The organism is Halomonas sp. PAMB 3264, assembly GCF_031954245.1.
In the GTDB taxonomy this organism is placed as follows: domain Bacteria; phylum Pseudomonadota; class Gammaproteobacteria; order Pseudomonadales; family Halomonadaceae; genus Vreelandella.
In genome coordinates this window covers 1,734,542-1,761,362 of the sequence record NZ_CP134866.1, presented here as the reverse complement: position 1 = coordinate 1,761,362, position 26,821 = coordinate 1,734,542, and the positions used below count along the sequence as shown (strand labels likewise).

The following is a 26,821-nucleotide window of genomic DNA, read 5'->3' as shown; positions in this document are numbered from 1 at the left end:
CCTCGACCGCATAAAAAAACGGTTCAGCTTAAGCTGAACCGTTTTTGTTTAATCGTCTGTGTCGGCCTTGTGAGAGGCTTCTCTCAGCGTTTTTTCAAGGCTGTGCTCGCCGCCGTCTTCTTCGTTGCTGTCATCGACCAGAAAGCTCGAATGACGCCCTTTGGGCTTGATGTCGGCGCCGCAGCTACCGCAATTGTCCGGGTCTTCCGGCGCTCCCTTGGGTTCAGAGGGGTCATACTCCTTGCCACACTGCTCGCACTTCTCAAGATGCTTCATTGGTTTCTCCTTTCCTGACCACCTGATGATATTGAACACGCCAAGTGCCAATAGGTTCCTGAAAATACCCTCAATCACCGCTGACGCGGTGTGAGTGGTTCCGGCCATTTTTTATCGCGGTATTCAAGCGAGTGTCGCCCATCATCCATGGTCGCGTCTATTCAACTATCTTTCTAATTCAATCTTATAGATAACCCTCGATGCCACCGCCCGATAAAGTCAGCGGCAACTCAACACCTTTGGTTTTACTCGCCAACATCTCGCTTTTCGAGGTTTATTAGCGCGCTTGGCCACAGGCTTCGATACTCAAGAATAACCACCTTGCCACGCCTGCAGGACGCGGCGTATAGCCGCAGTTTGGAAACAAGGGAGCACCTGCCAAAAAGAGCAAGCCTCGAAAAGAGGCATCCGCTTTAATTGGCCGGGGGTTTGCGTATAATGCGCGGCCCCGGCGCTTGCGCCTATCAGAGGGTTCCCTAACCCCTCCTGCTATTAAAAAGGCCGTTCACATGTTTGCACTGACCGACGCTCAGCACCGCCGCTGCCTTCTGATCATGGTGCTGTTTCATATTGGCGTTATTGCCGCCAGCAACTACCTCGTTCAGCTACCTTTCACGCTTTTCGGGTTTCACACCACCTGGGGGGCGTTTAGCTTTCCATTCATCTTTCTGGCCACCGATCTGACCGTTCGCCTGTTCGGCAAGGGGCCGGCGCGGTCGATCATCTTGCGTGTCATGTTCCCGGCGCTTGCGATCTCCTACGTGGTATCGGTCATTTTCCCTCAAGGAAGCTTCGCCGGCATCGGCGCGCTTGGTGAGTGGAACCTGTTCGTGGCGCGCATCGCACTGGCAAGCTTTCTGGCCTACTTTCTCGGCCAACTGCTCGACGTTCAAGTGTTCGACCGGCTGCGCCAGTGGGCCTGGTGGGTCGCGCCGGTCTTCTCGACGGTACTGGGCAACCTGGCGGACACGTTCGCCTTTTTCTTCACCGCTTTCTACAATAGCCCGGACCCGTTCATGGCGGCCCACTGGGTGGAAATCGCCGCGGTGGACTATGCGATCAAGCTGGCCATCAGCCTCCTGTTCTTTTTGCCGCTGTACGGCCTGCTGCTGGCCTGGCTAACCCGGCGTCTCGTGGTCTGGACAGGACAGCGCGACCGCGCCCCACGAGTCGCCTGATTCAAAAAAACGTGCCCATCAAGGAGGCTCAATGAGCCGCGTTACTCCGGTTGATCTTCATTTCATCGAGGCCCTCGAAGGCGCTGACCCCGACAAAACGCCGCTCGTCGTGCTGCACGGCCTTCTCGGTAGCGCCGACAACTGGCGCTCGCACCTGAAGGTATGGCAACAGCAGCGCCGAGTGCTGGCGGTGGATCTTCGCAACCACGGCCGCTCCCCCCACGCCGACGGCATGGACTACCAGGCGATGAGTCAGGACGTGATTGCGCTGCTCAAAAAGGAGAAGATCGAGCGGGCACACATCCTGGGTCACTCGATGGGCGGCAAAGTCGCCATCAGCCTGGCGCGGCTGGCGCCGGAGCTTACGGCATCATTGATCGTCGGCGACATCGCCCCGGTGCGCTACGACCACGGCCACGACGACGTTTTTAGCGCCTTGAACGCGGTGCGCGAAGCCAAACCTACCGATCGCAAGCGTGCCGATGCGGTCATGGCCGAGCACGTTAGCGCTCGCCCTACTCGACTCTTTCTGGCGACCAATCTGGTGCGCAATGACGACAAACAGATGTCGCTGCGCGTGGGCCTCGACGAGATTCAGGCAGGTTATGACGCCATCATCGGCCTGCCCGCCGGCGAAGAGCCCTACCAGGGCCCAACGCTGGTGCTGCGCGGCGCCGACTCACACTACGTCACCGATGACATGATCCCGGCCTTGAAAGAGATGCTGCCGACCGCGCGAGTGATCACGCTAAAAGAGGCGGGCCACTGGCTGCACGCCGACCAGCCCGAGGCGTTCCAGCAAGCGGTCAGCGCTTTCATGAATGAAGAGGATAAATAAGGCCTAGAGCGGCGTGATGCTTAGCCCATGCTCCTCGGGGCTTCGCAAAAAGCGGTTCAGGATGCGATAGGTATCCACGTCGAACTGAACTGCCTCGAAATCGAGCCGTCTGGCCTTGGCAAGCGACACCGCGCTGCCGAGGTAGCACCAGTGATCCACCGTGTGATAGGCGCTTTTACGGGTATGAACGCTTTTTTCGCGGATGACGATCCTGTTGGGCCAGGGCCAGGCACTCACCTTCAAACGCTCGAGTGCCGCCTGCGCTCTTTGGGTATGTGCCTCGAGCGACTCCTTCTCACAGCACGCGCCGGCGCACTTGCCGAGCTGATTGGCAAAGCAGCGCCCTTTTCCCTTCTCGAGCCCCAGCACCTGCGGGCAGAGCTTGTGCTCCTCGATGATCGTCTTGAGCGCCTGTTTGGCCTCGCGCGCGTGGCGAAAAAGCCCGAAACGCTCGCCCGGCGCCGAGCTGATCAGTACGGCGCTTCCGGCAAGCGTCGGCACGTGCTCGCCGTCGGGCCAGAACCAGGTTTTCAGACCGCCCTGACGGCGTAGCTGGCGATTCATGATCGGCATCAGCTCCTTGATCAGCTGCGCCTCGCGGAGCTGGGCGCCCAAATCGCCGGCGGTCTCCTCCCACTCGATGTGCTGAATCTGCTGGAGCATGCGCATCGCCTTGTCGTCCTGGTGGTCGCGCTGAAAGTGCCCCTTCACCCGATTTTTCAGGTTGATACTTTTACCCACGTAAAGCGGCAGCCGATTGTGGCCATAGAAGAGATACACCCCCGGACGCGGCGGGAGCTCGCTCACCAGAGCGCTGTCGAGATGCGCTGGCAGGTTGCGGTGCTCTCGCTCCTGACCGGTAGCGGCCTGCCACTGCTCGGCGGGAAAGCGCTGCTGCCAGGCCTGCCACAGCCGCCAAAGCGCCTCGGCATCGTCCTCGGCACGGTGGGCGCGCGAGGTCTGAATATCGAAGCGCGCGAGCAGGCTTTTCAGGTTGTGCTGGCGCTGCTCGGGTTCGAGCCTTCGCGAGATACGCAGGGTACACATCAGCCGGGGGCGATAGTCGAGCCCGGCGCGCTTGAAGGCGTTGCGCAAAAAGCTCGCGTCGAAGCGGGCGTTATGCGCCACCAGACAGCTCTCACCAAGCCACGTTTTGAACGCCTCGGCGATCGTCTCGAAACGCGGGGCGTCGGCGACCATATCGTCATGAATGCCAGTGAGCTTCGAGATGAACGGCGGAATGCTGGTGCCCGGGTCGATCAGGCTCACCCAGCGATCGACGATCTCCCCTTCAACCACCTTCAGCGCGGCGATTTCGGTGATGCGATCGCGGGTGGCTCTCGTACCGGTGGTTTCCACGTCGATAAACGTCAGGGCGGGTTCGCTCATGGCTCTGCGCCCAGCGTGTGCGGGTCGACCGCCAGCCGCGATACCGGTAACGTCTCCTCGATAAGGCCTCGCTTTTGCAAGTAGGTCTCAAACGCCTGGTAGCGGCGCGTGTTCACCGCCGCCGGGCTCAACGACAGGCGGCGCAGAAGCGACTCCCAGTTCGCCTCATTGATCGCATTATCGAGAATCGGGTGCTGCTCGGCGACCAGCGTCCAGGACGCTTCGGGGTTTTCGATCATCCAGTGGCTCGCCTGCTCGACGGCGCTCATGAAGCGCGCCCAGGTCGCGCCATGACGACCAAGCGTTTGGCTGTTGGCCACGACGATGACGCCATCGTGACGGGGAATGTCGATCTCCTCAAAACGAATGACGTGGCTCTCGATCCCCTCAGGTGCGAGCTGCTGGGGAAGCGAGGCAAAGTAGCCGTCGGCGATCACGTTGGCTTCACCGCGCACCACGGCAGCGGCGGCGTCGAAGTGCACATTGACCGGCGCCTTGAAGCCATCGGTTTGACGCAGCGACTGAGGGATGAGCCGCTCGGCTACGATGGTCTCGCCTTCTCGGGTAGAAAAGCCGTAATCGCGCCCGGCCAGCAAGGCAACGTCGTCCGTTTCGGCAACGCTGCCGGTCACGATCACCGCGTTCAAGGGCGTTTCGATCAGCGTTCCCACCCGCGTAAGAGGCTCGCCCTGATGTGCCTGCAGATGCAGTATGGGCTGGCGAGTCAGCGCCAGGTCCACCTCTTCGGCCACCAATAGCTTGAGCGGAATGGTCGGGTCCGCCGGGCTCAAAAGCTCTACCGCCAGCCCCTGCGCCTTGAACAGTTCCCGCGCCTGGGCGATCAAAAGCATGGCGTGCTGTGGACTCAGGTACCAGTCCAGCATGACCGTCACTTCGGTCAGCGGCGGCGGATCAAGCGGCGGCGGCAGCGCCAGGGTGGCCGAAGGCACCGGCTCGGACTGAGCCGGCGGCGCGGCTTGAGGCTCGGCGCCGGCGGTGCTTTCATCGCGGGCCAGGGGGGCGGCGTCGGGCCATAGCTCGGGCGGTAGCATGACCTCGCTTTCGAGCGACACAGCCCCCGCATCTTGATCAGACCCCGCCTCCCCCTCTGCGGCCAGCGCCGGCCAGGAAAAAAACAATAGACAAAACGCACCGGCGAACAGCAAGCGCGCTTGCCGGCGGATAGTCAGGTGAGGCATCGCTACACTCCAGGGGCGTGAAGCCGGAGTGTAGCGGGTGGCCGCCGGCCCTGACCAGCCCTGGCCCGCCATAAAGCCTTAAGGCGCAGTAAAATAGCAGGGGGCGTGCAATAATAGAGCGGCATTGATGTAGAGACGGAGAGACATGGACGCACTGTATACCTTTTTTTTGATCGGCGGCATTCTCATGACGCTGAGCATTCTGGCCAGCCGGCTCTCATCAATGTTTGGCGTTCCGCTGCTGCTGATCTTTCTGGGGCTGGGCATGCTCGCCGGCGAAGAGGGGTTGCTTGGCGTCGTATTCGACGACTACAGCATGGCCTTCGTCATCGGCCACCTGGCACTGGCGATGATTCTGCTCGACGGCGGGCTTCGCACTCGCCTCAAAACTTTTAGGGTCGGCTTCAAACCGGCGCTGTCGCTGGCCACCGCCGGGGTGTTCATCACCAGCGCCATCGTCGGCATCATCGCCATGTGGGTGTTTCAGCTCAGCCTGATTCAAGGCCTGTTGGTCGGGGCGATCGTCGGCTCCACCGACGCGGCGGCGGTGTTCTCGATGCTCAGCGGCCGCGGAGTCAGCCTCAACGAGCGGGTCAGCGCCACGCTCGAGATCGAGTCCGGTACCAACGATCCGATGGCGATCTTTCTCACGCTGATGCTGGTCGAGCTGCTCGTCGGCGACATGGGCGGCATCGTCGAAACCCTCGTATTCTTCGTTTCGCAATTTGGCATCGGCCTGGTCGTGGGCCTGGGCGGCGGCTGGCTTTCTGCGAAGCTCTTGCGCTGGCTCGACCTGGCGCCGGGGCTCTACGCCATGCTGGCTCTGGCGCTGGGCTTTAGCGTCTTCGGGTTGACCAGCGTTCTCGGCGGCAGCGGCTTTTTGGCGATCTATCTGGCGGGGCTAATGATCGGCAACCAGCCGGGGCGGCATTTGAACTTCATCCTGCCCGTCCACGACGGCCTGGCCTGGCTTAGCCAGATCGGCCTGTTTTTGGTGCTGGGGCTTTTGGTTACGCCGAGCCAGCTGGTCGAGGTCATCCTGCCGGCGGGGCTAGTGGCGCTGGCGCTGATTTTCATCGCTCGCCCCCTGGCGGTGTTCATCACCATCAAGCCTTTTTTCAAGTTTCGCTGGCGCGAGACGTTCTTCATCGCCTGGGTCGGGCTTCGCGGCGCGGTGCCGATCGTGCTGGCGATCTTTCCGGTGATCGGCGGCGTGGAGAACGCCTCGCTCTACTTCAACGTCGCCTTTGCGGTAGTGCTGATGTCGCTTTTGATCCAAGGGGGGTCGCTCACGCTGGTCGCCCGCTGGCTCAAGATCCAGGTGCCCGCCGGCACGACGCCCAACCGGCGCGGGCCGTTGGGCATTCTGCCGGAGAACGACTTCGAGATGTTCGTCTACGTGGTCGAAAACCAGGATCTCGAGGACGTGCCGATCCGCCTACTGCGCTTCCCTTCCGGCGCGCTCATCTCGGCGCTGTTTCGTAATCACGTCATGCTCCACCCCAAGGGCAACACCCGGCTGAAACTCGAGGATGTGATCTGCGTCATCGGTCGATCGGAAGATTTGACCGCGCTCAACCGTCTGTTCAACGGCGACGCCAAGCTCAAGCAGGAGCGCGCTTTCTTCGGTACCTTCACTCTGGAAGGCAGCGCTTACATGCGGGACATCGCCCAGGCCTACGGGCTGACCTTGAGTCCCGGCGAACAGGAAATGAGCCTGGCGGAATTCGTTTCGCTGCGCGTGGGCGGCCACCCGGTGGTCGGCGACGACATCGACTGGCACGGCATCCACTGGGTCGTGAGCGAAATGCAGGGTGGCAATATCACCCGCGTCGGCCTAAGGCTTTACTAATTTGGCCAAAGGCGTTGACTTCCAAGGAAATAGTGGTAGTATACGCACCCATAAGCCGGAGGGATGGCAGAGCGGTTGAATGCACCGGTCTTGAAAACCGGCATAGGTTAATAGCCTATCCAGGGTTCGAATCCCTGTCCCTCCGCCAAATCGATTATAAAGCCCCGTTTCTACGGGGCTTTTTTCGTTACTGCCCTTCGCCTTTCCTAACCATCAACTCTTCAGTATTCCCTACCGGTGATCCAGCGTGACTGGAACGTGATCCCAGTCTAGCTACGACATCCCTCGCCCGGTGAGTTGCCAGCTGGGCATACCGCTCAGTCATGTTGATCGTGGAGTGGCCCAGCACGTCTTTGACGTCAGCCAACGGCACTCCCTTGGAAACCAACCAGCTAGCGCAGGTATATCGCAAGTCGTGAATCCGGAAATCAACAATCCGCGGCTTCTCCCATGCCTTCTTGAACACCGGTTTCGGGTAAACGTAACGGCTGCCATCACGCTTGCAGAAAACCCAGGGCGATGCCGCGCGATACGTTTGGCTGTACCGGTATCGTCGCTTCAAAGCGACCATCGCGTTATCATTTAGCGGTATGGTTCGCCGCTTCGCTGACTTGATGTCATCCGGCTCCAGCGTTATCAACGCGTTCTCCCAGTCCACTCGCCGCCATTCGAGCTTGAGCAACTCGTTTTTTCTGCCGCCAGTATTCAGTGCCAGCACGATAAAGTCAGCAAGGCAGTCGCCCTCTCGAGTCGTACGCGCGGCTTCGATTAGTCGATCAGCATCTGACTCCGTAATCCAGCGAACACGCACGGGCAGCTCCTTGAGTCCCCGCCTTGGTTGGGTGGGCAGTGCCCACTCAATCACGGACAAGGAAGAAGCCTCTAGACTTAAGTACGAGACCCAGCTCATCGATAGGGAGAACAGCGCGCTTAAGAGCCCGATGTAGGTAATTCTGGGCGAGGCCGCCGGCGAAAGCTGGATGCAGCGCAACTGGCGACCGATTCTGATGCTGACCATCGTGGCGAACAACTACCTCATCGCGCCCTACCTGAGCGCAATGTTCGGCGCCGGGGTCACGCTGCCCGTGCCCGAAGCGCTTTGGAATCTGATGAAGTTGGGCGTGGGTGGGTATATTGCCGGCCAAACCGCCGAACACGGCATTACTACTTGGCAGCAAGGCCAAGTCGCGAAAAAGCAGGCCCGTGCCCCACAAAAAATCTACCAGTACATTCAGAAATAGCTGTTTCAGAGTGAATCTCGCTTCCTAAACCAACAGGAAAGCCTTTTAATCCTCTGAAATAAATTAAGCCACCAGAGACGAATCGAGTGCCTTATCTTCATGCGCTTAGTCTGGGTCAGCAGTCTCACAGCTCTCGCTTTACCCATGAAATGGAAACAATACCTTACGTACATCAAGAAGACAGCGTTTACTAATATGACAACTGCGGCAACGCCAATCTTCCGCCCAAAGCTTATCGCCTCAGGCTCTTGGTAAACCCATCCAGGCCAAGGGCATAAAAGAAACACCCAGCACGCTGCAGCAAGGAAGTAGAATATGAAAAGGACGGCCTCCTTGCCGTCGATCTTCCAAGGCGGCTGTTTCTGACGTATTAATCCTGAAGACTCATCCACCTCTACATCAGTATAAGCTAAAGGCAACCGTTCAAGAGCCTCCGGGTCAGGATGTCCACGTAATGCGGCCCATACGAGACGACCATCCACGCTTTTACCCGAGTAGAGGTAGAATAGATGCTTCAACTGCTTATCAGGATCGTCTGACAGTACAGCTTCATTTTGGTGTAATAACCAAAAGTCAAAGATCTTCAGCCTGAAATTCGTTTGGATATTGCTTTGGGTCAATTTGTAGCTTCGAGAATGAGTGATCCACGTTATTAGAGCCCCTATTACTGGCAGCGAAGCCACAAAGACTTGCAGGTAACTTTCCCCCATCGTGCCTACCTCATAAAACTAAGCCAGCCTTCATTGCATGGCTGTTTGAATATTAGGAAAACCATGAAGACTGCCATAAGTGCTGCCGCGCTGACAGCCCGGCAGTCTCGTTTCGTTGATGAGTACATTATTGACATTAGCGCAACTCAAACTGCGATCCGTGCCGGGTACAGCAAGAAGACCGCAGGCCGGGGTATGTCATGGCCGCACTGCCGCTGCAAAACGTCTATGTGCTGGGCGCCGGGCTGGCAGTGGCCGGTATTGTCGGCGCGCCCAAGCCGCGTAAGGGTGGTGGCAAACCGATGAACGCCTTCGACTCTGCCGAGTTCGTGGCCGCCGTACAGACGCATCTTGGACTATCCGCCCGCGAAGTCTGGTCTTTGACCATGATCAAGTTTCAGCGCGATGGATGCCAAGTTTCCGGAAGCAGATAGCAAGAAGTCGGAGCAGCCGACCGAGGAGGCGGCGGCGGCGGTCGAACACATTATTCAGTTTCGGCAGCGCATCAAAGAGCAGCCCAAGCTCGTCAAAGGCAGTCTTTAGAACTCCTCGAAAACCATGAATCGTGAACCGCCCTCGCCGGTCATAACTTCAGGTCTATTGACGAGGAGCGGCATGCATACGAGCTATGGAATGAAATTACTTCTTCCCGACGTCACCCCATCTTCAGTAGCACCCGGGTTTAGAGTCTGAAGTTACTTTATCGTGTTTTAACACCAGTTGCTCGGCATAGGCGGAAGGCGTTAACCCTCCAAGCCCTTTCTTCGGTCTTTCTTCGTTGTATTCCCGTCGCCACGCCTCGATGATGATCCTCGCGTGATTCAGGCTGGTGAACCAGTGCTCATTTAGACATTCGTCTCTAAAACGCCCATTGAACGATTCGATGTAGGCGTTTTGATTGGGTTTTCCAGGTTCGATTAAAAACAGGGCGACACCATGCTGATGAGCCCACGTCAGCATGGCGCGTCCGCAGAACTCCTTTCCATTATCCGTACGAATGGCGCTTGGCAGGCCACGTTGTATAGCCAGATGATCCAGAATCCGTGTTAACGACAGGCCGCCAATGGCCCGTTCAGGTACGATCGCCACGGCTTCATGGGTGGCGTCGTCGACAACGGTGAGGTTCTTTATCACGCGTCCTTCTGCCGTACGGTCAAATACAAAATCCATTGACCAGACCTGGTTGGCGGCACAAGGACGGCCAAGGGGCTTTCGCTCAGACGCAGGAACCTTCTTGCGCTTGCGGCGCTTTACCTGCAATCGAGCCGCCGCGTAGAGGCGTTCGACGCGCTTATGATTGACCTGTTCACCGGCTTGACGCAGCTTCAGGTAGATCATGCCAGCGCCATAGCGACGATGCCGATGGGCCAGGGCCGTAATGCGTTCACGCAATGCCCCATTGCGGTCAGGGGCCGATTGATAGCGCAATGCACTGGCACTCATATGGATGACACGGAGCGCTCGGCGTTCACTCAGACCACGTGACACCATAAAGCGCACCACGTCTCGGCGTGCCGGGGCACTCACCACTTTTTTCTCAGCGCCTCCCGAGTGACCTCCATTTCCAGTAGCGACTCCGCGAGCAGCTTTTTCAAGCGCCCATTTTCGGCTTCGAGTTCTTTGAGTCGTTTGGCATCGGGGACGCTCATGCCGCCAAACTTGCTGCGCCATAGATAGTAACTGGCTTCTGAGAAACCGTGCCGACGGCATAGCTCCTTGATGGGCAGTCCTGCTTCGGCTTCGCCCAGAAAACCGATGATCTGTTCTTCGCTGAAACGCTTCTTCATGTCCAATCTCCTTACGCATAGGATCGGACTCTAAAGTGTAGCGCTACTCAATCAGGGGGTGACGTCGCCGCCAGCTACTCTGGCGATATCAGATCACGCAGAGCCCCAGCCATCGAGGGAACTACTGGGATAACGCCCCGACAGAGCACTTTTTCAGAAGTTTGAAAACGGAATGGACATCGGAGACCGGTTATTCGTGCTTTGTCCCGGCGAAGCGGTCAATCACGGATTATCTAATCGGCTGTTACAGTGACCACCGGCCCCACAAGCATAATGATGGGCTGCCGCCCAATGTGGCTGAGCGGCTCTATTGGAAAGCTCAAAAAAATAGTGGCCTAATTACTTGAGCACTACACGTGCGTTTGAGCTGCCTAATCTCGTCACGCTTAAAGCCGCCCACGACTTGGGCTATCCATGGCGCTTTTTGATTTATGTATGGAGGAAATATGCTGAAGAAATGCCTGCTTGGCTCATTGCTTGTAGCGGTTTCTCTACCAGCCGGGGCCTTTGAAGTTAAACCTGGCCTATGGGAAACAACGGTCACGATCGAAGGGGAAGCGCCTCCAGAAGTACAGCAAGGAACCTACATCGAACACCAATGCATCACCGCGGAGGAAGCGCGGGATTTCAAGCCCACTATACGACAACACTTCTCTGAAGAAGGCTTTCAAGAAATCGATATCTCGGATGATACGGACACGCTGGAGGTTAAAGCCTCAAAGTTCACGCCTGATTTGAATGTCGATATCGCTATATCGTCAACACGGCATAGCGATAAACATTTCTCTACGAGAACTCACGTCACAAACGTCGACACCATGACCTCATCGCAAGAGAGCCATTGGGTTTCAGAAGACTGTTAACGCAGCCAGCGCCTCCACTCAAGGCCGCCCATTGAAGTGGCTTTTTTGATGTCTTTTATTCTTCTGACCCACTTTTTAGGGTATTCGCAGCGTCATACCCGAACGCTGGGGCACTATTCCGAGTCAGGCGCCAGCATCGGCCAGGGGTAACCAAAGAAAAAGCCAGGCTCTCGCTGGCCGCTAGCGACTCGTTCGCTTAAATCCTTGAGCGCGGCGATAGCGAGTCGATAAACGTTTCCATCTTGCCGATTTCATCGATTTTTCGAAACATCTCATCGATCCGTGACTCCTTGATACCGCCGTAGACGTTGTAATCAGCCGTGTTCATTTCCTGGCCGAATTTCAAAAGCCCGGTGGAGTAACGCTCGATGTGAAACTCCCTGAACGCTTCGCACTCGGGCGTCATCACCTCATCGGTGCTGGCCTGGCACTCCACTCCTTTAGCGAAGGCTTCGTTCACCGTTTGCTCCATGTCATCGAAGGTGTAGCGATTGTCCTGAGCGTGGGCCGCGCTCATCAGCAACAGCGCCGCGAGCAAGCCTACCGGTTTCATCATCCCATTCACTCCGCATGTGTGCTTAAACGATCTCTATTTGGCTCGCATCCTTTAGCATGCGATTTTACCTGCTTACCGGCCTGCAGGATATTGCTCTTGGCCACTTCAGGGCCGCGCCTGGCTTACTGCTCCGCCGGTCTGGCTTCATCGACACGCCCTACGCCGTGGCGAGACATGGCGACCTGGGCGTCGTCGAGGCTTGTCGGGTCGTCGATGGTCGAGGGTACGGTATAGGGCTTGCCGTCGGCCAACGTGCGCAGCAGTTTGCGCAAAATCTTGCCCGAGCGGGTCTTGGGCAGGCGGTTGACGATCAGCACCTGCTTGAACGCGGCTACCGGGCCGATCGTCTCGCGCACCTGCTGAATGAGCGCGGCTTCCAAAGCGGCCTCGTCGCCGTCGAAGCCGTCCTTGGGAATCACAAACCCCACCGGGCGCTGGCCTTTCAGGTCGTCATGAATACCGATGACCGCGCACTCGGCCACCGCCGGGTGCGCACCGAGCACGCCCTCCATCTCGCCGGTCGAGAGCCGGTGGCCGGCCACGTTGATCACGTCGTCCGTGCGCCCCATGATGAAGAGATATCCGTCGTCGTCGAAATAGCCGCCGTCGCCGGTCAGGTAGTAGCCGGGAAACGCGGCCATGTAGGCGCTGTGAAAACGCGCCGGGTCGCGCCAGATACCGCTCAAGCAGCCTGGCGGCAGCGGCTGCTTGATCAATACGCTACCCTCCTCCATCGCCGCGCTCTTTTCGCCTTCGCGGCCAATGATCTCGACGTTGAAGCCCGGCACCGGGTAGGTTGCCGAACCCGCTTTGGCCGGGGCGAGCTCGATGCCCGCCAAATTGGCGGCGATGGGCCAGCCGGTTTCGGTTTGCCACCAGTGATCGATGATCGGCACGTTCAACACGTCGCTTAGCCAGTGAAACGTTGGCGGGTCGAGGCGTTCGCCGGCAACGAAGACGTGCTCAAGGCTCGCAAGCGAGTAGCGGCGCCGCTCGAGCGCCTCCGGATCCTCCTTCTTGATCGCGCGAAAGGCGGTGGGCGCGGTGAAAAAGCTTTTCACCCTGTATTCATCGATGATGCGCCAGAAACTGCCGGCGTCGGGCGTTTTTACCGGCTTGCCCTCATACACCACGCTTGCGCAGCCGCGCAAAAGCGGCCCGTAGACGATATAGGAGTGGCCCACCACCCAGCCGACGTCAGAGGCGGTAAAGCATACGTCCCCCGGCGCCAGGCCATACACCGCCTCCATGGAGTAGGCAAGCGCCACGGCGTAGCCGCCGGTATCGCGCACCACGCCCTTGGGCTTGCCGGTAGTGCCGGAGGTGTAAAGGATATAGAGCGGGTGGGTCGCCTCGACCTCGACGCACTCGGCGAACACGCCGCTCTGCTCGAGAGTTTGCCAGTCGTGTTCGCCCTCGTTCAACGGGGCGCGCTCGGCCTCGCGCTGGAACACTACCAGCGCCTCGGGTTTGAAGACGCTCTGGGCAATGGCCTGATCGACGATTGGCTTGTAAGGCAGCACCGTGTTCACCTCGATCCCGCAGGAAGCGCTGATCACCACTTTGGGCTCGGCGTCCTCGATACGAAGCGCAAGCTCCCTGGCGGCGAAGCCGCCGAACACCACCGAGTGAACCGCGCCGATCCGCGCGCAGGCCAGCATGGCGATGACCGCCTCCGGCACCATGGGCATATAGATCACGACCCGGTCGCCCTTGCCAACGCCCAGCTTCTCGAGCCCGCCGGCCACGTAGGCCACCCGGTCGCGCAGCGCACGGTAGGTGAGCACTTCCCGGGCGCCGGTGACCGGCGAGTCGTAGTAGAGTGCCACCTGCTCGCCACGGCCTTTTTCAACATGGTGATCGAGCGCGGCGTAACAGATGTTGAGCGTGCCGTCCTCGAACCAGCGGGCGTGGCGCTGTTCGTCCCAGGAAAGAATGGTCTCGGGAAAGCGCTTCCAGGGAATGCGTTGGGCCTGCTCCTGCCAAAACTCGGCGGGTGATTCGATGGAGTATGCGTGGGTAGCGTGATAGCGGCTCATGGTCACCCTGTCTTTATTGTGTTAGCGGTCAACCCCTGTTGTTGACACTTTAACCACAAAACCGGGAGCTTCGCCGTTAAACCATCGGATAATCCGGCACCCTTGGGTGCGAAATGGTGAAAATTGTCGACAGTCAGCTGTATTTACTATCATTGACTCAGCGTTAAACGCCGATTTGGACAAAATTCGCTAATTTACCGACTATTGATTAACAATATTTCAACGAAAGACCGCTGACCGCTACCAAACCGCATCGCCGCGATGGCATTTTGACGGGAACACGCGTTTCCCTCGTCTCGGCAAGGAGAAAACCATGGCTACTCACTCAAGCGCCGCCGCTCGCCTTCTCGAGCATAATGGGCAGGCGTTGGAAGCGGGCACCCTGCTTCTCAAGGCGCTCGCCAATGAAAAACGCTTGCAGATTCTTTGCCTGCTGGCCGAGGCCGAACTTTCGGTCACGCAGATCAACCAGCAGCTTGCGCTAAGCCAGTCCGCGCTTTCCCAGCATCTGGCCATTCTGCGTCGCGATGGGCTGGTACAAACCCGGCGGGAGTCGCAAACCATCTATTACTCGCTCAAAAGCGAAAGCGCCAGGGCGATACTTTCCGCCCTGGCGCTTCACTACGCGGCTTGATTTTCAAAGACCGATATCGACAGGCGCTAACGCCGCTGCCAGCCGGTCGCGTCGATAGCGCCCAGCGCTTTGGTCACGGCCTGCTCGATACCGCTGGATACTGCGATACTAATGCGCCGCCCCAGGGTGTTGGGCGGCTCGAGCTTGACCGTGAACGCTTCAACCTCTTTCATACGCTCGACCAGATACGCTTCGCTGGTGCCGACGCTATCGATTAGCCGCTCGTCCAGCGCTTCGCTGCCGTACCAGATCTCGCCGGTGGCCAGACGGTCGATGTCCATGGCCGGACGATGACGGGCCACGTACTGCTTGAAGAGTTTATGCGTATTTTCAAGATCGTCGATGAACTTGGCCCGGCCCTCTTCGGTGTTTTCACCCAGCACCGTCAACGTGCGTTTGTAGCGCCCGGCGGTGAGCATCTCGACGTCGATATCATTGCGTTTCAACAAACGATGGATGTTGGGCACTTGGGCGACCACGCCGATCGAGCCGATCACCGCAAAGGGTGCGGCCTTTATATGATGCGCCGTGCACGCCATCATGTAGCCACCGCTGGCGGCGACCTTGTCGATACACACCGTGGTGGTAATACCCGCCTCGCGAAGTCGGTCGAGCTGTGCGGCGGCAAGCCCATAGGCATGCACCAGCCCGCCGCCGGACTCGAGACGGATCACCGCTTCATCCTGAGCGCCCGCCACTTCGATCACCGCCGATACTTCCTCGGCGAACTGCTCGGTGCGAGAGGCCTTGATATCGCCGTGAAAATCGAGCACCCAGAGGCGCGCGGCCGCGCCCTCTTCGCTCTTTTTGGCCGTTTTCTGGCGCTCCTTCTCCTCGCGGCGCAGCTGCTTGATCAGCTTCTTACGCGCGCCCTGAGCGGTGGCGTTCACCTTGAGCCGCCGGTTGCGCGCGCGGCGCTGATCGTTGAGCGACTCGACCTTTAGCGAGGCGCCGCGCTCCCCACCACGTTTTCCGCGCATGAGAAGAAAGCCTGCCAACAGCACCAGCAGGGTAAGAATCACGCTCTGAACCAGAAAGGTGCCTATCTCAGCCGTCCATTCACTCATGTCCCTCTCCTTTGGGTCGATACGCCTCAATGCGCAAGTACGAAGCCAGGATAGCCCAATATACTCGCTTGATTAAAACGCGTGTTTTAAATAGGCTCTTCGCGGGCGCCACGCTAGACTCCTTCTATCCAGTATCCTCCTATCGTGGCGAAACATCGCCCAATTTTTGAAACGACACGCTACAGGAAACCCTCGATGTCCTCGACCACCTTTGAAAAGCTCGAATCGCGCTTCGACCCACAAGCGGCGAAGGGCATGGATGAAATCTTTCAGTTTCACTTCACTGACGAGCAGAGCCACTACCTGCACGTTCAGGACGGCACCCTCGGCATTCACGAAGGCGAGCACGATGACCCGTCGGTGACGTTGACCACCAGCACGGAGACGCTACGCGGCATCATGACCGGCGACATCAGCGGCATGAGCGCGTTCATGAGCGGTAAACTCAAGGCCTCCGGCAACGTCATGCTGGCAACCAAACTGACGAGCCTGTTCCCCAGCCAGTAGACGCCTATTCAGTCAAGTAGTCGTCGCCGCGCACGCGCGCCAGGTGTGTCTCGATCAACTCGCGGGAAATGGAGTAGGCCGGAGGAAGCGTTGGCAGCTTGCGCGGTGAAAACCAGGCCGCATCGCTGATCTCGACGCCGTCAATGTGGATGCGCCGGGTCGTGGCCTCGGCAAAGTAGCCCAGCATCAGCGAATGCGGAAACGGCCACGCCTGGCTCTTGTGGTAGCGCAGATTATCGATGTACACACCCACCTCTTCAAACACCTCACGGTGAACCGCCTCCTCCGCCGATTCGCCGGGTTCGATGAAGCCGGCAAGCGTGGAGTAGCGCCCGGGCGCAAAGCGCGGGCTGCGCGCCAGCAGCATCGCCTCGCCCCGGGTCACCAGCGTGATGATACAAGGCGAAATGCGCGGGTAGTTGCGGTGGCCGCAGGCGTCACAGTGCATGGCGAACTCGGCGCCCAGCCGCGTTGCCTGCGCGCCGCAACGCCCGCAGAAACGGTGGTTGTCGAGCCACGCGCTGACCTGCAGCGCCGTCGATAGCAGACTGAACCAGCTCTCCGGCAACAGCGAGAGCCACTCCCGACCTTCGATCCAGTTCTCCTGCGGCGTCTGCTCGATAGAGAGCGCCACCGGCTCGTCATCCCAATAGCAAAGCGGCTGCATATCGGCGCTCCAGGGCTGCCACGGCTGAAGCGGCGTCAGCGTACCCTCTTGCGTGCTGACGCCGGGCGCCAGCCGCCCACGCGCCAGGCGAATCACATGACCTTCGCCGGCATTCAGGGGGATGTTGCGTTTAAGCATTGGGGGTAGCGCTCTCAAGCCAGTGAAGCGAATGCGCCTGGCACTTGGCAGCGTGGGCCGCCTCCTCTTCCTCGGTGGGGCGAACCACCTTGAGCGCGCCGGGCTTAAGCGACAGGCGCTGGATCGATAGCCCCTCGCTTGCCGCGGAAGACTCTTTGCGCTCGGCGCTCGCTTCGGCATCGAGGCTAAGCGCGGTCTGGCCGCCGGTCATCGCCAGATAGACGTCGGCGAGAATCTCGGCGTCAAGCAGAGCGCCGTGAAGGACGCGGTGGCCGTTGTCGATATCATAACGCTTGCACAGCGCGTCCAGGCTGTTGCGCTGGCCCGGGTGCATCTGGCGCGCCATGGTCAGCGTATCGAGCACGCGACAGTGATCGCGCACCGGGCCAAGCGCCGGGCCCTGGCGACGCTGATTGGCCAGGTTCAGCTCGTGATCGATAAAGCCTACGTCGAACGGTGCGTTGTGTATGACCAGCTCCGCCCCTTCGATGAACGCCCAGAACTCATCGGCGATCTGGGAAAACACCGGCTCGTTGGCCACCTTCGCGTCGTCAATACCGTGGACCGCCACGACTTCTGCGTCGATGTGGCGCTCTGGGTTGATGTACTGGTGATAGGTGCGTCCGGTCAGGCGGCGGTTGATCATCTCTACCGCGCCGATCTCGACCATGCGGTGGCCGTCTCGGGTTTCGATACCCGTGGTTTCGGTGTCGAGGATTACTTGCCGCATGCGCTACTCCTTTTCTGATCGTCGCTGGCCTCATCGATCGCTTCGTTGGCCAGGTCATCGGCTTTTTCGTTGCCCGGGTGACCGCTGTGCCCCTTGATCCAGTGCCACTCGACGCGGTGACGCCTGGTCTCCTCGTGCAGGGTTTTCCAAAGCTCGGCGTTTTTGACCGGCTGCTTCGAGGCAGTTTTCCAGCCGCGCTTGATCCAGTTGTGAATCCACTGGGTAATGCCCTGACGCACGTACTGGGAGTCGGTCCAGAGCTCGACCTGACAGGCAGTGTTGAGCGTGCGCAGCGCCATGATGGCGGCCATCAGCTCCATACGATTGTTGGTCGTCTGCGGCTCGAATCCCTTGAGGGTCTTTTGGTGCGGGCCGCTTTCAAGTACCACGCCCCAGCCGCCGGGGCCTGGATTGCCACGGCAGGCGCCGTCGGTGTACACCACCACACGGGGCTCTTTCACACCGGGCTCTTTATCTTGCTTGGTCACTGACGTTCCTTTGACATACGAGAGGAGGATTCGCCTGGGGGCGCAAGTCGGGCACCGTGGCGCGAGGCGCCAAGCGATGAGGACGGCGCCCGCGAGGGCAGCTTGAACCGAACCCGCTCGATAGGCGCGCCGCGCTCTCGCCGGCAGGCCTGGATCATGTAGCTTTGCCCCAGCGGCAGGTTATGGCGCCGCCCCCAGGCCTCCCAGCGCTCGCCACAGGCTGCGCTCATACGGGCGCGAAAACAGCAGTAGTCTACGCGTTTCACCTCGAAGTCGACAAACGCCAGCCAGTCGCGCAGCCGGTTCACGCCCTGCCAGTCACCGTTGAAAGGAAACGCCGAGTGGCCCTGGCGCCGGCGCTTCAAAAGCCCGCTGGCGCACAGTGGGTTGAAGCCAAATAGTACCAGTACGCCGTGGTCACTCGTCACCCGGGCGGCTTCCTTGAGTGTGAAGTGGGCATCCGGCAGCTGTTCGAGCCAGTGATGGAGGATCACGGTATCCATGGACCGCTCCGGCAGCGCAAAGCAGTCCGGCGGACACACCAGTGTCGAGTCCGACTCGGCAAGCTCATGAGTCGGCGCCCAGCGCACGCGATGAGGAATTTGAGAAAGCGACATCAGCGAACGGCCCATGCTCATCTCCAGGCAGTGCTGGCCGCGGCGATTTTCGACTACCGGCCCAAGGCAGGCGCGCTGGGCTTCCCAAAGCGAGCGACCCGCCGGGCCCTGCCAATAAGGTTGGCTTTGGACCATACGCCGAGCAAGCTCTGCGGCCATCGGGGAATTTGACATGAAACGCGCTTCCCTCCAAAGTAGCGACTTTTTTGCGCGGCTACGTGCGAATTCTTGCAGACGCGGCAGGCACACGCAGTAGCGTTTTGAAAAACGTTAAAGGATCTCGCCCATGATGAGCGTGACACCGATTCCCGCCCTTAGCGACAACTATATTTGGTTGCTAAGACAGGATACCAGCCCCAACGTTTGTGTCGTGGACCCCGGTGAAGCCGCCCCCGTCATCGAGCTTCTGGAGCGTGAGGGCCTGACGCTCGCCACTATCCTGATCACCCACCACCATCACGACCATACCGGTGGGATCAAGGAGCTCAAAAAACGCTATTCGCCTCACGTCATCGGCCCGAAGGACTCCACCATCGAAGGACTCGATGAGGTGGTCGGTCACGGCGACGAAATTCGCGTCATGGGCCGCATGTTCGAGGTCATCGCCACCCCCGGCCACACCTTGGATCATGTGAGCTACTTTGCCGCGGGCATTCCAGCGCTTCTGTTTTGCGGCGACACGCTCTTTTGCGCCGGGTGCGGGCGGCTGTTCGAAGGCGAGCCCGCGCAGATGCACGCCTCGCTCCAAACGCTTGCAAAACTTCCCGACGATACGCTGGTGTTTGGCGGGCATGAATATACGAAGGCCAACCTCACCTTCGCCCGGGCGGCCGACCCGGACAACAAGGCCATTCCCAACGCACTGGATGAGTGCGAGAAAGCGCGTGCGATGGATCGCCCCACCCTCCCAAGCACCATTGGGCGCGAGCTTGCCATCAATCCCTATCTGCGCGTGGGCACCGACAGCGTGCGCCGCGCCGCCGGGGAACAGGGCCCAAATGGTGACGACCTCGCGACGTTTACCACGCTTCGCGAGTGGAAAAACCGTTTCTAACGCCTTTACCCGACAAGATTTGCTATGACCTATCAAACGATTCGCCAGCGCTTTGTGCTAAGCGCTGGCAGCACCGTCATCATGGGCCTTTTGATGGCCGCTGCGACGAACTCCGAAGCCTCTGCCAACCGCCCGACTTTCACGCCGGCCCCAACCGCGCCGAGCGTTTCACAGCGCGCCGCCGAGCGCCCGGCCAGACTCGATGCCTATCACGCTCACTTTTGGGATTCACTCACTCTGGAGCCGCAAAGCGTCTGGACCACGCTTCGCACCTCCTTTCAGTGGCAGGACAAAACACTGCGCCCGGACGCCCAGGCCCGTGTCGACGAGTGGATCGAACACTACCGCGCGCGCCCGGAAAACATCGTCGCCATTATCGAGCGGGCAACGCCCTGGCTTGCCTATATCACCGAGCAGGTCAGCGAACGCGGCTTGCCCGGCGAGCTTGCGCTGATTCCTTTTGTGGAAAGCTCGTTTGACCCCAGCGCGAAAAGCCACATGGGCGCGGCGGGGCTTTGGCAGTTCATGCCACGGACCGGCGACGCGCTGGGCTTGACCCGCAACAGCCGCTACGACGGCCGGCTGGACGTACTAACCTCGACCCAGGCGGCGCTCGACTATCTCGAATCCCAGGCCGAGCAGTGGTACCACGGCGACATGATGCTCTCGCTTGCCGCCTATAATGCTGGCGCCGGTACGGTGAACAAGGCGGTGCGCCGCGCCCAGGGACAAGGGCTGGAAGGCAGCTACTGGGATCTCAGTCTGCCTTCGGAGACGCTGCAGTACGTGCCCAAGCTCAAGGCGATTTCGACCATCATTCAGGATCCTGAGCGCTACGGTGTGACGCTACCCGACATTCACGCCTCGCCAGCCTTCGCCAAGGTGCAGCTGGCAACGCCCTTGAGCCTGGCCGAGGCATCGGCCCTTTTGGACGTCAGCCAGCAGCGTCTGGTGGAGCTGAACCCGGGGCTTCTGGCAGCACAGGCCGGCCCGCGCAGCGCCCAGACGCTGCTGGTTCCCGAGGAGGCCGACACCGCGCTAATCGCCGAGCTTTCGCAAAACAGCGCCCCGGTGCTCGCCTCGACGCAGACGCCGTCGGTGCATCGCGTTGAAAGCGGCGATAGCCTTTCTGCCATCGCTGCGCGCTATAATCTTGACCAGCGCGACCTGATTCGCTGGAATGCACTCGAGCGGCCGAGTGCGATCCAGCCGGGCCAGCTTTTGGCACTGTCGGCGCGTCAGGAGAGCAACACATAACGCTTTCAGGCTGCTGCGTCGTGACTTTTTAACCCCAAGGACATCCTCGATGCGAAGCGGTGTGGCCTTTGTAAAGAGCTTTTGGATAAAGAGCTTACGGGTAACGAGCTTGCGCGCGCTGGCGCTTACCGCCTGGGCGCTAGCGCTACCGGCGCTGGGGCAGAGCGAGCACGTGCCCCAGGCACTTCTGGACGAACCCGAAAGCGCGATGGTCGAAACCACTCATGCGCTCTCGCTCTACGATAGCCCGGAGCTTGACGACAGCTTCGCCTATTTTCCCCACGTCAATCCCCAGGCGCCGAAGGGCGGCTCCATCGTGCACACCGCGGTGGGGTCGAGCTTCGATTCGACCAACCCGTTCATCATTCGCGGCACCCCTGCCACCGGGGTGAGCAGCTACGTCTATGATACCCTCATGGCGAGCAACCCGAACGAGCCCTTCAGCCTCTACGGGCTTCTCGCCGAAGGCGTACGCTTGGACCCGGAGCGCGAGTGGATCGAGTTCGACCTGCGCCCGGAGGCGCGCTTTCAGGACAACGAACCGGTCACCGCCTACGACGTGGTGTTTACGTTCAACCTGTTGCGCGAAGAAGGTAACCCGTTTTTTGCCAGCTACTACGCGGGGGTCTCGAACGTGATCGCCCAGAGCGAGCACCAGGTACGCTTCGAGTTCAGCGACACCACCTCCCGAGAGCTTCCGCTGATCGTGGCGCAGCTGCCGATCCTGCCGCGCCACTACTGGGAGCCCAGGGATTTCACCTCGCCCACCCTCGCCGCCCACCCGGGCTCCGGGCCCTACCGCATCGGCGAGGTCGACCCGGGCCGACGTATCGTGTTCGAGCGCGACGAGAACTACTGGGGCAAGGACCTGCCGGTCAATATCGGCCGCTACAATTTCGATCGCATCGTCTACGACTACTATCGCGACCGCGATATCGCCTGGGAGGCGTTCAAGGCGGGACTGATCGATTTTCGCGAAGACGCCCGCGCCGCGACCTGGGCGATCGGCTACGACTTTACCGCCTACAACGAAGGGTTGATCAAGCGTATCACCGTGCCGGACGTCAACCCGGCCATGATGCAGGCCTTCGTTTTCAACCTGAAAAAAGAGAAATTCCAGGACCCGCGGGTACGCGAGGCGCTCTCGCTCACCTTCGATTTCCCCTGGCTCAATACCAATATTTTCTACAACGCCTACCAGCGTACCGAAAGCTACTTCCAGGACTCCGAGATGGAAGCCACCGGGCTGCCCTCGCAAGCCGAGCTTGCGCTTCTGGAGCCGCACCGTGAGGAACTGCTGGCCTCCCACGGCTCGGATCGGCTTTTCACCGAGCCGCTGCCCATTGATGAGCCTACCGCGCTTCGCGAACGCCTGCGCCGGGCGCTCACGCTTTTGCGCGAGGCCGGCTACGAGGTGGAGGACGGCGAGCTGATCCACCGTGAAACGGGCAGGCCGCTGCGGCTGGAAGTGCTGATGTATGACGCCGCGCTCGAGCGCGTGGTGCAGCCGATGCTCCGGAACATGGCGCGCCTCGGTATCGAGACCTCGATGCGCATCGTCGATATCAACCAGTACCTGAACCGGGTGCGCAACTACGACTACGATATCGTCATCAGCCACTATCCGCAGTCGAACAACCCGGGCAACGAGCAGCGCGACTATTGGACGAGCGCCGCCGCCGAGGCGCCGCAAAGCCGCAACCGCATGGCGCTGGCCCACCCGGCGGTGGACGATCTGGTCGACCACATCATCTCGGCCTCCGACCGCGAGGAGCTCGACACCGCGACAAGAGCGCTGGATCGCGTGCTGCGCTGGGGCTTTTATGCCATCCCGCATTACTACTCCGGCGAGACGCGTATCGCCGTGTGGGACAAGTTCGGCTATCCGGAGCCGTTTCCCGCCTACGCCATGGACCTCGACGCCTGGTGGGTGGACCGCGAACGCGAAGCCCGGCTCGAGCGCCACCGCTAGGGCTTTTTCGACCACCGCCAGGAGCGCACCGTGGCCCGCTACACTCTTCGCCGACTGCTGCTGATGATCCCCACGCTGCTGGGGATCATGCTGCTCAACTTCATCATCGTGCAGGCCGCGCCAGGCGGGCCGATCGATCAGATGTTGGCGCGCTTCGAAGGCGCGAACGCCATGGCCAGCACGCGACTGGACATGGGCGGCGCCGACATCCAGGTCAACGACGACTCCCGCGGGGCGCGAGGGATCGACCCGCGCTTCATCGAACAGCTCGAGCAGCAGTTCGGCTTCGACAAGCCCGCTCACGAGCGCTTTTTCACCATGCTGTGGGACTACGCGCGGCTGGATTTCGGCACCAGCTTCTTTCGCGACCGCCCAGTGATCGACCTGATGATCGAGCGCCTGCCGGTGTCGATTTCGCTCGGGCTCTGGTCGACGCTGCTGGTCTATGTGATCTCGATCCCACTGGGCATTCGCAAGGCGCTGCACCACGGTTCGCGCTTTGACGTGTGGAGTTCGGGGCTTGTCATCGTGGGCTATGCGATCCCCGCCTTTCTATTCGCGATCCTGCTGATCGTGGTGTTCGCCGGCGGCAGCTACCTGGACTGGTTTCCGCTCAGAGGCCTCACCTCGCCCAATTTCGACGAGCTCTCGACGCTTGGCAAAATCAAGGACTACTTCTGGCACATTGCGCTGCCGGTCGCGGCCACCGCGATTGGCAGCTTCGCCACGCTCACCATGCTGACCAAGAACAGCTTTCTCGACGAGATCCACAAGCAGTACGTGCTCACCGCCCGCGCCAAGGGCGCAAGCGAAAATCGCATTCTCTACGGCCATGTGTTTCGTAATGCGATGCTGATCATTATCGCGGGGCTTCCCGCGGCGCTGATCGGCATTTTCTTCACCGGGGCGCTCTTGATCGAGGTCATCTTCTCGCTCGACGGGCTGGGCCTGCTCGGCTTCGAAGCGGTGATGCAGCGCGACTACCCGGTGATTTTCGGCACGCTGTTTCTCTATACCGTCATCGGGCTGCTATTGAAGCTGCTGTCCGATTTGACCTACGTCTGGGTCGATCCGCGCATCGACTTTGCGACCAGGGAGTCCTGACCATGGCCGCTGCTCACCGCCTCTCGCCCATTACCCGACGCCGCTTGGCAGCGTTTCGCGCCAACCGCCGCGCCCGGGTCTCGCTCTGGATCTTCGGCGTACTGTTCGTCGTAAGCTTAGCCTCCGAGCTGATCGCCAACGATAAGCCGCTGGTCATGCACTTCGATGGCCAATGGTACGCCCCGCTTCTCATCGACTACCCTGAAACCGAGTTCGGCGGCTTCTTACCGACCCGCACCGACTACCTCGACCCCTTCATTCGCGAGCAGATCGCGGACAACGGCTGGGCGCTGTGGCCGCTAATTCCGTTCTCCTATCAAACGCTCGACATGCAGATGAGCCGGCCCTCGCCGGCACCGCCGGATTCGCGCCATTGGCTGGGCACCGACGACCAGGGCCGCGACGTGCTGGCTCGGGTCATTTACGGCTTTCGTTTGTCGGTGGCGTTCGCCCTGGTGCTCACCGCCGGGTCGATCGTGATGGGCGTACTCGCCGGCGGCGTGCAGGGCTATTTTGGCGGCAAGGTGGACCTGATCGGCCAGCGCATTACCGAGATCTGGTCGGGGCTTCCGGTGCTGTTTCTACTGATCATTCTGGCAAGCTTCGTGCAACCCGGATTCTGGTGGCTGTTGGGCATCATGCTGCTCTTCTCCTGGCTGGGGCTCGTCGATATCGTGCGCGCCGAGTTTCTGCGCGCGCGTAATTTGGAGTACGTGCGCGCGGCCAAAGCCATGGGGCTACCCTCACGGCTGATCATGTGGCGCCACGTGCTCCCCAACGCCATGGTCGCCACGCTCACCTTCATCCCGTTTCTGTTCACTGGTGCCATCGGCACGCTAACCGCGCTGGACTTTCTCGGCTTTGGCCTGCCGCCGGGCGCGCCCTCGCTTGGTGAGCTGGCGGCCCAGGGCAAGAACAACCTGCACGCGCCCTGGCTTGGCATCACGGCCTTCATGACGCTTGCCATCATGCTCTCACTGCTGGTGTTCATCGGCGAGGGTTTGAGAGACGCTTTCGATCCTCGCCACGTCAGCCACTGCGCCACGCCTGCGCCGGGAGCCTCGCATGCCTGAACCGCTTTTTCGCCTCGACCATTTTAGCGTTGCCTTCGACGGTCAGCCGGTGGTGGACGGGCTTTCACTCGAGGTTCATCGCGGCGAAACGCTGGCGATCGTGGGGGAATCCGGCTCGGGCAAGTCGGTGTCGGCGCTGGGAGCGATCGATCTGCTGCCCGCCAGCGCCCGGGTGAGCGGCGAGCGCTGGCTGGAGGGCACCGACCTGAACCGTCAAAGCAAGGCGCAGTGGAGCGGACTTCGGGGCAGCCGCGTGGGCTTCGTGTTTCAGGAGCCCATGACCTCACTGAATCCGCTGCACCGCATCGGCAAGCAGTTGTTTGAGGCGCTGCGCTTGCATCAGGGATTGAGAGGCCAGGCCGCCCACCGGCGGGCGAAGGAGCTACTGGAGCAGGTCAAACTGCCCCGCGCCGACGAGCTTTTGAGTGCCTGGCCGCACCAGCTTTCCGGTGGGCAGCGCCAGCGGGTGATGATCGCCATGGCGATCGCCAACAACCCGGCCCTCTTGATCGCCGACGAACCCACCACCGCGCTCGACGTTACCGTGCAGCAGGAGATTCTGGCGCTGTTGAAAGCACTTCGCGACGAGTACGGCATGGGCATGCTGTTCATTACCCACGACTTGAACCTGGTACGCCGCTTCGCCGAGCGGGTGTGTGTCATGAAGGCGGGCCGCGTTGAGGAGACCGGCCGGGTCGAGGAGGTGTTTCGCCACCCACAAAGCGCCTATACCCAGGCGCTGATCGATGCCGAGCCTACCGGGCAGCCAGCGCCGGTCAGCGCCACCAAGCCGCTTTTGCGTGCCCGCGGGCTCAGCGTGCGCTTCGAGCGCCCCGCCGCCGGGCTATTCAAACGCAAGCGCCCCGCGTTCGAGGCAGTCAAAACGGTAGACCTCGACATCGCCCCGGGGGAAACCCTGGGCGTAGTGGGCGAATCCGGCTCTGGCAAAACGACACTGGCCTCGGCGATCATGCGTTTGGTGCCTTCTCGGGGTGAAATCACCCTGGGCGAGACGCCGCTGGGTAGGCTGGGCGGTCGCGCCTTGAGAGCCGAGCGCCACCGCCTGCAGATGGTGTTTCAGGACCCTTACGGCGCACTGTCACCGCGTATGTCGGTGTTCGATATCGTCAGCGAAGGGCTGCGCTTTCACTACCCAAAACTCTCAAGCGAAGAGGTCGCGCGCCGCGTGACGCACACGCTCAAAGAGGTGGGTTTGCCCGAAAGCTGTGCGGCGCGCTACCCGCATGAGTTCTCCGGCGGCCAGCGCCAGCGCATCGCGGTGGCCCGGGCGATCATTCTGGAGCCCGAGCTTCTGGTGCTGGACGAGCCGACCTCGGCGCTGGACCGCACGGTGCAAAAGCAGCTCATCGCCCTTCTGCGCGAGCTGCAGGCCAAGCGCCAGCTCAGCTATCTGTTCATCAGCCACGACTTGGCCGTGGTCCGCGCCATGGCGCACCGCGTACTGGTATTAAAGGATGGTGAAGTCGTCGAACAGGGGCCCACCAACGAGGTGCTGGCAAACCCGCAGCACGCCTACACCCGCGCACTGCTCGACGCCGCTCAGCTCGCTGCCGTAGAACCCTAG

Annotated in this window: 27 protein-coding genes, 1 tRNA gene and 1 pseudogene; 17 read left to right on the top strand and 12 right to left on the bottom strand. The window is 60.5% G+C overall.

The features are described from left to right. Positions 1 to 48: 48 nt before the first annotated feature. A complete protein-coding gene (locus RN347_RS07850; protein WP_263584174.1) occupies positions 49 to 276 on the bottom strand; it encodes a hypothetical protein in 228 nt (75 codons plus the stop codon). Positions 277 to 785: 509 nt separating this feature from the next. On the opposite strand from RN347_RS07850, the gene RN347_RS07845 reads away from it, so the two are divergent. Beyond that, the gene (locus RN347_RS07845) at positions 786 to 1,454 is read left to right on the top strand and encodes a 7-cyano-7-deazaguanine/7-aminomethyl-7-deazaguanine transporter (protein WP_263584175.1); all 669 of its coding nucleotides are present in this window, start codon (positions 786 to 788) and stop codon (positions 1,452 to 1,454) included. A 31-nt stretch (positions 1,455 to 1,485) separates the two neighbouring features. After that, positions 1,486 to 2,292 (top strand): alpha/beta fold hydrolase, encoded by an 807-nt coding sequence (locus RN347_RS07840; RefSeq protein ID WP_263584176.1) that lies wholly within the window; start codon positions 1,486 to 1,488, stop codon positions 2,290 to 2,292. 3 nt (positions 2,293 to 2,295) lie between these two features. On the opposite strand, the gene RN347_RS07835 is transcribed toward RN347_RS07840, so the two are convergent. Continuing rightward, positions 2,296 to 3,681 carry an exonuclease domain-containing protein gene (locus RN347_RS07835; protein WP_311960751.1) on the bottom strand — a complete coding sequence of 462 codons (1,386 nt, stop codon included), beginning with the start codon at positions 3,679 to 3,681 and terminating at the stop codon, positions 2,296 to 2,298. Beyond that, complete coding sequence (locus tag RN347_RS07830) at positions 3,678 to 4,880, bottom strand: ABC transporter substrate-binding protein (RefSeq protein ID WP_311960750.1); 1,203 nt, start codon at positions 4,878 to 4,880, stop codon at positions 3,678 to 3,680. The genes RN347_RS07835 and RN347_RS07830 overlap by 4 nt, the downstream gene beginning before the upstream one ends. 145 nt (positions 4,881 to 5,025) lie before the next feature. On the opposite strand from RN347_RS07830, the gene RN347_RS07825 reads away from it, so the two are divergent. Continuing rightward, positions 5,026 to 6,732: a potassium/proton antiporter gene (locus RN347_RS07825; protein WP_263584179.1), complete on the top strand. Its 1,707-nt coding sequence runs from the start codon at positions 5,026 to 5,028 to the stop codon at positions 6,730 to 6,732. Positions 6,733 to 6,789: 57 nt separating this feature from the next. Further along, positions 6,790 to 6,880 (top strand) — tRNA-Ser (locus RN347_RS07820). A 39-nt stretch (positions 6,881 to 6,919) separates the two neighbouring features. Here the strand turns inward: RN347_RS07820 and RN347_RS07815 are convergent. Beyond that, positions 6,920 to 7,543: a site-specific integrase gene (locus RN347_RS07815; RefSeq protein ID WP_311960749.1), complete on the bottom strand. Its 624-nt coding sequence runs from the start codon at positions 7,541 to 7,543 to the stop codon at positions 6,920 to 6,922. A 169-nt stretch (positions 7,544 to 7,712) separates the two neighbouring features. Here RN347_RS07815 and RN347_RS07810 point away from each other — a divergent pair, with 169 nt between their 5' ends. From RN347_RS07810 to RN347_RS07805, 3 genes are all read left to right on the top strand, one after another. Continuing rightward, on the top strand, positions 7,713 to 7,973 hold the full coding sequence (locus RN347_RS07810; RefSeq protein WP_311960748.1) for a hypothetical protein: 261 nt from the start codon (positions 7,713 to 7,715) through the stop codon (positions 7,971 to 7,973). Between the two features lie 773 nt (positions 7,974 to 8,746). Next, a complete protein-coding gene (locus RN347_RS17115; protein ID WP_409335797.1) occupies positions 8,747 to 8,989 on the top strand; it encodes a terminase small subunit in 243 nt (80 codons plus the stop codon). Then, a complete protein-coding gene (locus tag RN347_RS07805; protein WP_311960747.1) occupies positions 8,884 to 9,117 on the top strand; it encodes a DUF6246 family protein in 234 nt (77 codons plus the stop codon). The genes RN347_RS17115 and RN347_RS07805 overlap by 106 nt, the downstream gene beginning before the upstream one ends. 232 nt (positions 9,118 to 9,349) lie before the next feature. Here RN347_RS07805 and RN347_RS07800 read toward each other — a convergent pair. Further along, positions 9,350 to 10,470 (bottom strand): IS3 family transposase gene (locus tag RN347_RS07800; protein ID WP_311958820.1). Its coding sequence is split into 2 segments (ribosomal slippage): positions 9,350 to 10,212 and positions 10,212 to 10,470, totalling 1,122 coding nucleotides; the frame shifts between segments, so codons are not numbered across the junction. Between the two features lie 68 nt (positions 10,471 to 10,538). Between RN347_RS07800 and RN347_RS07795 the strand changes: the two are divergent. Together RN347_RS07795 and RN347_RS07790 are read left to right on the top strand one after the other, a co-directional pair. After that, positions 10,539 to 10,817 (top strand): annotated as a pseudogene (locus RN347_RS07795) (integrase core domain-containing protein); the annotation flags it as partial. 99 nt (positions 10,818 to 10,916) lie between these two features. Further along, a complete protein-coding gene (locus RN347_RS07790) occupies positions 10,917 to 11,333 on the top strand; it encodes a DUF3617 family protein (RefSeq protein ID WP_311960746.1) in 417 nt (138 codons plus the stop codon). Between the two features lie 196 nt (positions 11,334 to 11,529). Here the strand turns inward: RN347_RS07790 and RN347_RS07785 are convergent, their stop codons facing one another. Continuing rightward, positions 11,530 to 11,889 (bottom strand): hypothetical protein, encoded by a 360-nt coding sequence (locus RN347_RS07785; protein WP_311960745.1) that lies wholly within the window; start codon positions 11,887 to 11,889, stop codon positions 11,530 to 11,532. Positions 11,890 to 12,011: 122 nt separating this feature from the next. Continuing rightward, the gene (locus RN347_RS07780; RefSeq protein ID WP_311960744.1) at positions 12,012 to 13,928 is read right to left on the bottom strand and encodes an acetate--CoA ligase; all 1,917 of its coding nucleotides are present in this window, start codon (positions 13,926 to 13,928) and stop codon (positions 12,012 to 12,014) included. A gap of 313 nt (positions 13,929 to 14,241) precedes the next feature. Here RN347_RS07780 and RN347_RS07775 point away from each other — a divergent pair, with 313 nt between their 5' ends. Beyond that, on the top strand, positions 14,242 to 14,562 hold the full coding sequence (locus RN347_RS07775) for a metalloregulator ArsR/SmtB family transcription factor (RefSeq protein ID WP_263584182.1): 321 nt from the start codon (positions 14,242 to 14,244) through the stop codon (positions 14,560 to 14,562). A gap of 26 nt (positions 14,563 to 14,588) precedes the next feature. Here RN347_RS07775 and sohB read toward each other — a convergent pair whose 3' ends face one another. Next, entirely contained in the window at positions 14,589 to 15,629 is a 1,041-nt protein-coding gene (gene sohB / locus RN347_RS07770) for a protease SohB (RefSeq protein ID WP_263584183.1), read from the bottom strand. 195 nt (positions 15,630 to 15,824) lie between these two features. Here sohB and RN347_RS07765 point away from each other — a divergent pair, with 195 nt between their 5' ends. Continuing rightward, positions 15,825 to 16,136, top strand: a complete 312-nt coding sequence (locus RN347_RS07765) for an SCP2 sterol-binding domain-containing protein (RefSeq protein ID WP_263584184.1) — start codon at positions 15,825 to 15,827, stop codon at positions 16,134 to 16,136. Positions 16,137 to 16,140: 4 nt separating this feature from the next. On the opposite strand, the gene nudC is transcribed toward RN347_RS07765, so the two are convergent. From nudC to RN347_RS07745, 4 genes are read right to left on the bottom strand one after another with little or no spacing between them, the layout of a single operon-like run. Further along, on the bottom strand, positions 16,141 to 16,941 hold the full coding sequence (gene nudC, locus RN347_RS07760; protein WP_311960743.1) for an NAD(+) diphosphatase: 801 nt from the start codon (positions 16,939 to 16,941) through the stop codon (positions 16,141 to 16,143). Next, positions 16,934 to 17,671 (bottom strand): DNA polymerase III subunit epsilon, encoded by a 738-nt coding sequence (dnaQ, locus tag RN347_RS07755; protein ID WP_311960742.1) that lies wholly within the window; start codon positions 17,669 to 17,671, stop codon positions 16,934 to 16,936. The genes nudC and dnaQ overlap by 8 nt, the downstream gene beginning before the upstream one ends. Then, positions 17,659 to 18,159, bottom strand: coding sequence for a ribonuclease HI (gene rnhA, locus RN347_RS07750; RefSeq protein WP_263584187.1), 501 nt, complete (start codon positions 18,157 to 18,159; stop codon positions 17,659 to 17,661). The genes dnaQ and rnhA overlap by 13 nt, the downstream gene beginning before the upstream one ends. Further along, a complete protein-coding gene (locus RN347_RS07745) occupies positions 18,156 to 18,950 on the bottom strand; it encodes a methyltransferase domain-containing protein (protein WP_311960741.1) in 795 nt (264 codons plus the stop codon). The genes rnhA and RN347_RS07745 overlap by 4 nt, the downstream gene beginning before the upstream one ends. A 112-nt stretch (positions 18,951 to 19,062) precedes the next feature. Here RN347_RS07745 and gloB point away from each other — a divergent pair, with 112 nt between their 5' ends. From gloB to RN347_RS07715, 6 genes are all read left to right on the top strand, one after another. After that, on the top strand, positions 19,063 to 19,830 hold the full coding sequence (gloB, locus tag RN347_RS07740) for a hydroxyacylglutathione hydrolase (protein ID WP_263584189.1): 768 nt from the start codon (positions 19,063 to 19,065) through the stop codon (positions 19,828 to 19,830). A 24-nt stretch (positions 19,831 to 19,854) separates the two neighbouring features. Beyond that, entirely contained in the window at positions 19,855 to 21,087 is a 1,233-nt protein-coding gene (locus RN347_RS07735; protein ID WP_263584190.1) for a transglycosylase SLT domain-containing protein, read from the top strand. Positions 21,088 to 21,259: 172 nt separating this feature from the next. Next, positions 21,260 to 23,059: an extracellular solute-binding protein gene (locus RN347_RS07730; RefSeq protein WP_409365781.1), complete on the top strand. Its 1,800-nt coding sequence runs from the start codon at positions 21,260 to 21,262 to the stop codon at positions 23,057 to 23,059. 30 nt (positions 23,060 to 23,089) lie between these two features. After that, entirely contained in the window at positions 23,090 to 24,163 is a 1,074-nt protein-coding gene (locus RN347_RS07725) for a microcin C ABC transporter permease YejB (RefSeq protein WP_263584192.1), read from the top strand. 2 nt (positions 24,164 to 24,165) lie between these two features. Beyond that, positions 24,166 to 25,236 carry an ABC transporter permease gene (locus tag RN347_RS07720; RefSeq protein ID WP_311960739.1) on the top strand — a complete coding sequence of 357 codons (1,071 nt, stop codon included), beginning with the start codon at positions 24,166 to 24,168 and terminating at the stop codon, positions 25,234 to 25,236. Further along, positions 25,229 to 26,821, top strand: coding sequence for a dipeptide ABC transporter ATP-binding protein (locus RN347_RS07715; protein WP_311960738.1), 1,593 nt, complete (start codon positions 25,229 to 25,231; stop codon positions 26,819 to 26,821). Before RN347_RS07720 ends, RN347_RS07715 begins: the two co-directional genes overlap by 8 nt.

Coding starts and splice junctions, on each gene's coding strand:
- RN347_RS07790 (WP_311960746.1), top strand. CDS start 10,917: ATGCTGAAGAAATGCCTGCTTGGCTCATTGCTTGTAGCGGTTTCTCTA.
- RN347_RS07805 (WP_311960747.1), top strand. CDS start 8,884: ATGGCCGCACTGCCGCTGCAAAACGTCTATGTGCTGGGCGCCGGGCTG.
- RN347_RS07745 (WP_311960741.1), bottom strand. CDS start 18,950: ATGTCAAATTCCCCGATGGCCGCAGAGCTTGCTCGGCGTATGGTCCAA.
- RN347_RS07845 (WP_263584175.1), top strand. CDS start 786: ATGTTTGCACTGACCGACGCTCAGCACCGCCGCTGCCTTCTGATCATG.
- RN347_RS07830 (WP_311960750.1), bottom strand. CDS start 4,880: ATGCCTCACCTGACTATCCGCCGGCAAGCGCGCTTGCTGTTCGCCGGT.
- RN347_RS07850 (WP_263584174.1), bottom strand. CDS start 276: ATGAAGCATCTTGAGAAGTGCGAGCAGTGTGGCAAGGAGTATGACCCC.
- RN347_RS07835 (WP_311960751.1), bottom strand. CDS start 3,681: ATGAGCGAACCCGCCCTGACGTTTATCGACGTGGAAACCACCGGTACG.
- RN347_RS07775 (WP_263584182.1), top strand. CDS start 14,242: ATGGCTACTCACTCAAGCGCCGCCGCTCGCCTTCTCGAGCATAATGGG.
- sohB (WP_263584183.1), bottom strand. CDS start 15,629: ATGAGTGAATGGACGGCTGAGATAGGCACCTTTCTGGTTCAGAGCGTG.
- nudC (WP_311960743.1), bottom strand. CDS start 16,941: ATGCTTAAACGCAACATCCCCCTGAATGCCGGCGAAGGTCATGTGATT.
- RN347_RS07840 (WP_263584176.1), top strand. CDS start 1,486: ATGAGCCGCGTTACTCCGGTTGATCTTCATTTCATCGAGGCCCTCGAA.
- RN347_RS17115 (WP_409335797.1), top strand. CDS start 8,747: ATGAAGACTGCCATAAGTGCTGCCGCGCTGACAGCCCGGCAGTCTCGT.
- RN347_RS07715 (WP_311960738.1), top strand. CDS start 25,229: ATGCCTGAACCGCTTTTTCGCCTCGACCATTTTAGCGTTGCCTTCGAC.
- RN347_RS07785 (WP_311960745.1), bottom strand. CDS start 11,889: ATGATGAAACCGGTAGGCTTGCTCGCGGCGCTGTTGCTGATGAGCGCG.
- RN347_RS07780 (WP_311960744.1), bottom strand. CDS start 13,928: ATGAGCCGCTATCACGCTACCCACGCATACTCCATCGAATCACCCGCC.
- dnaQ (WP_311960742.1), bottom strand. CDS start 17,671: ATGCGGCAAGTAATCCTCGACACCGAAACCACGGGTATCGAAACCCGA.
- gloB (WP_263584189.1), top strand. CDS start 19,063: ATGATGAGCGTGACACCGATTCCCGCCCTTAGCGACAACTATATTTGG.
- RN347_RS07735 (WP_263584190.1), top strand. CDS start 19,855: ATGACCTATCAAACGATTCGCCAGCGCTTTGTGCTAAGCGCTGGCAGC.
- RN347_RS07720 (WP_311960739.1), top strand. CDS start 24,166: ATGGCCGCTGCTCACCGCCTCTCGCCCATTACCCGACGCCGCTTGGCA.
- RN347_RS07825 (WP_263584179.1), top strand. CDS start 5,026: ATGGACGCACTGTATACCTTTTTTTTGATCGGCGGCATTCTCATGACG.
- RN347_RS07765 (WP_263584184.1), top strand. CDS start 15,825: ATGTCCTCGACCACCTTTGAAAAGCTCGAATCGCGCTTCGACCCACAA.
- RN347_RS07810 (WP_311960748.1), top strand. CDS start 7,713: ATGCAGCGCAACTGGCGACCGATTCTGATGCTGACCATCGTGGCGAAC.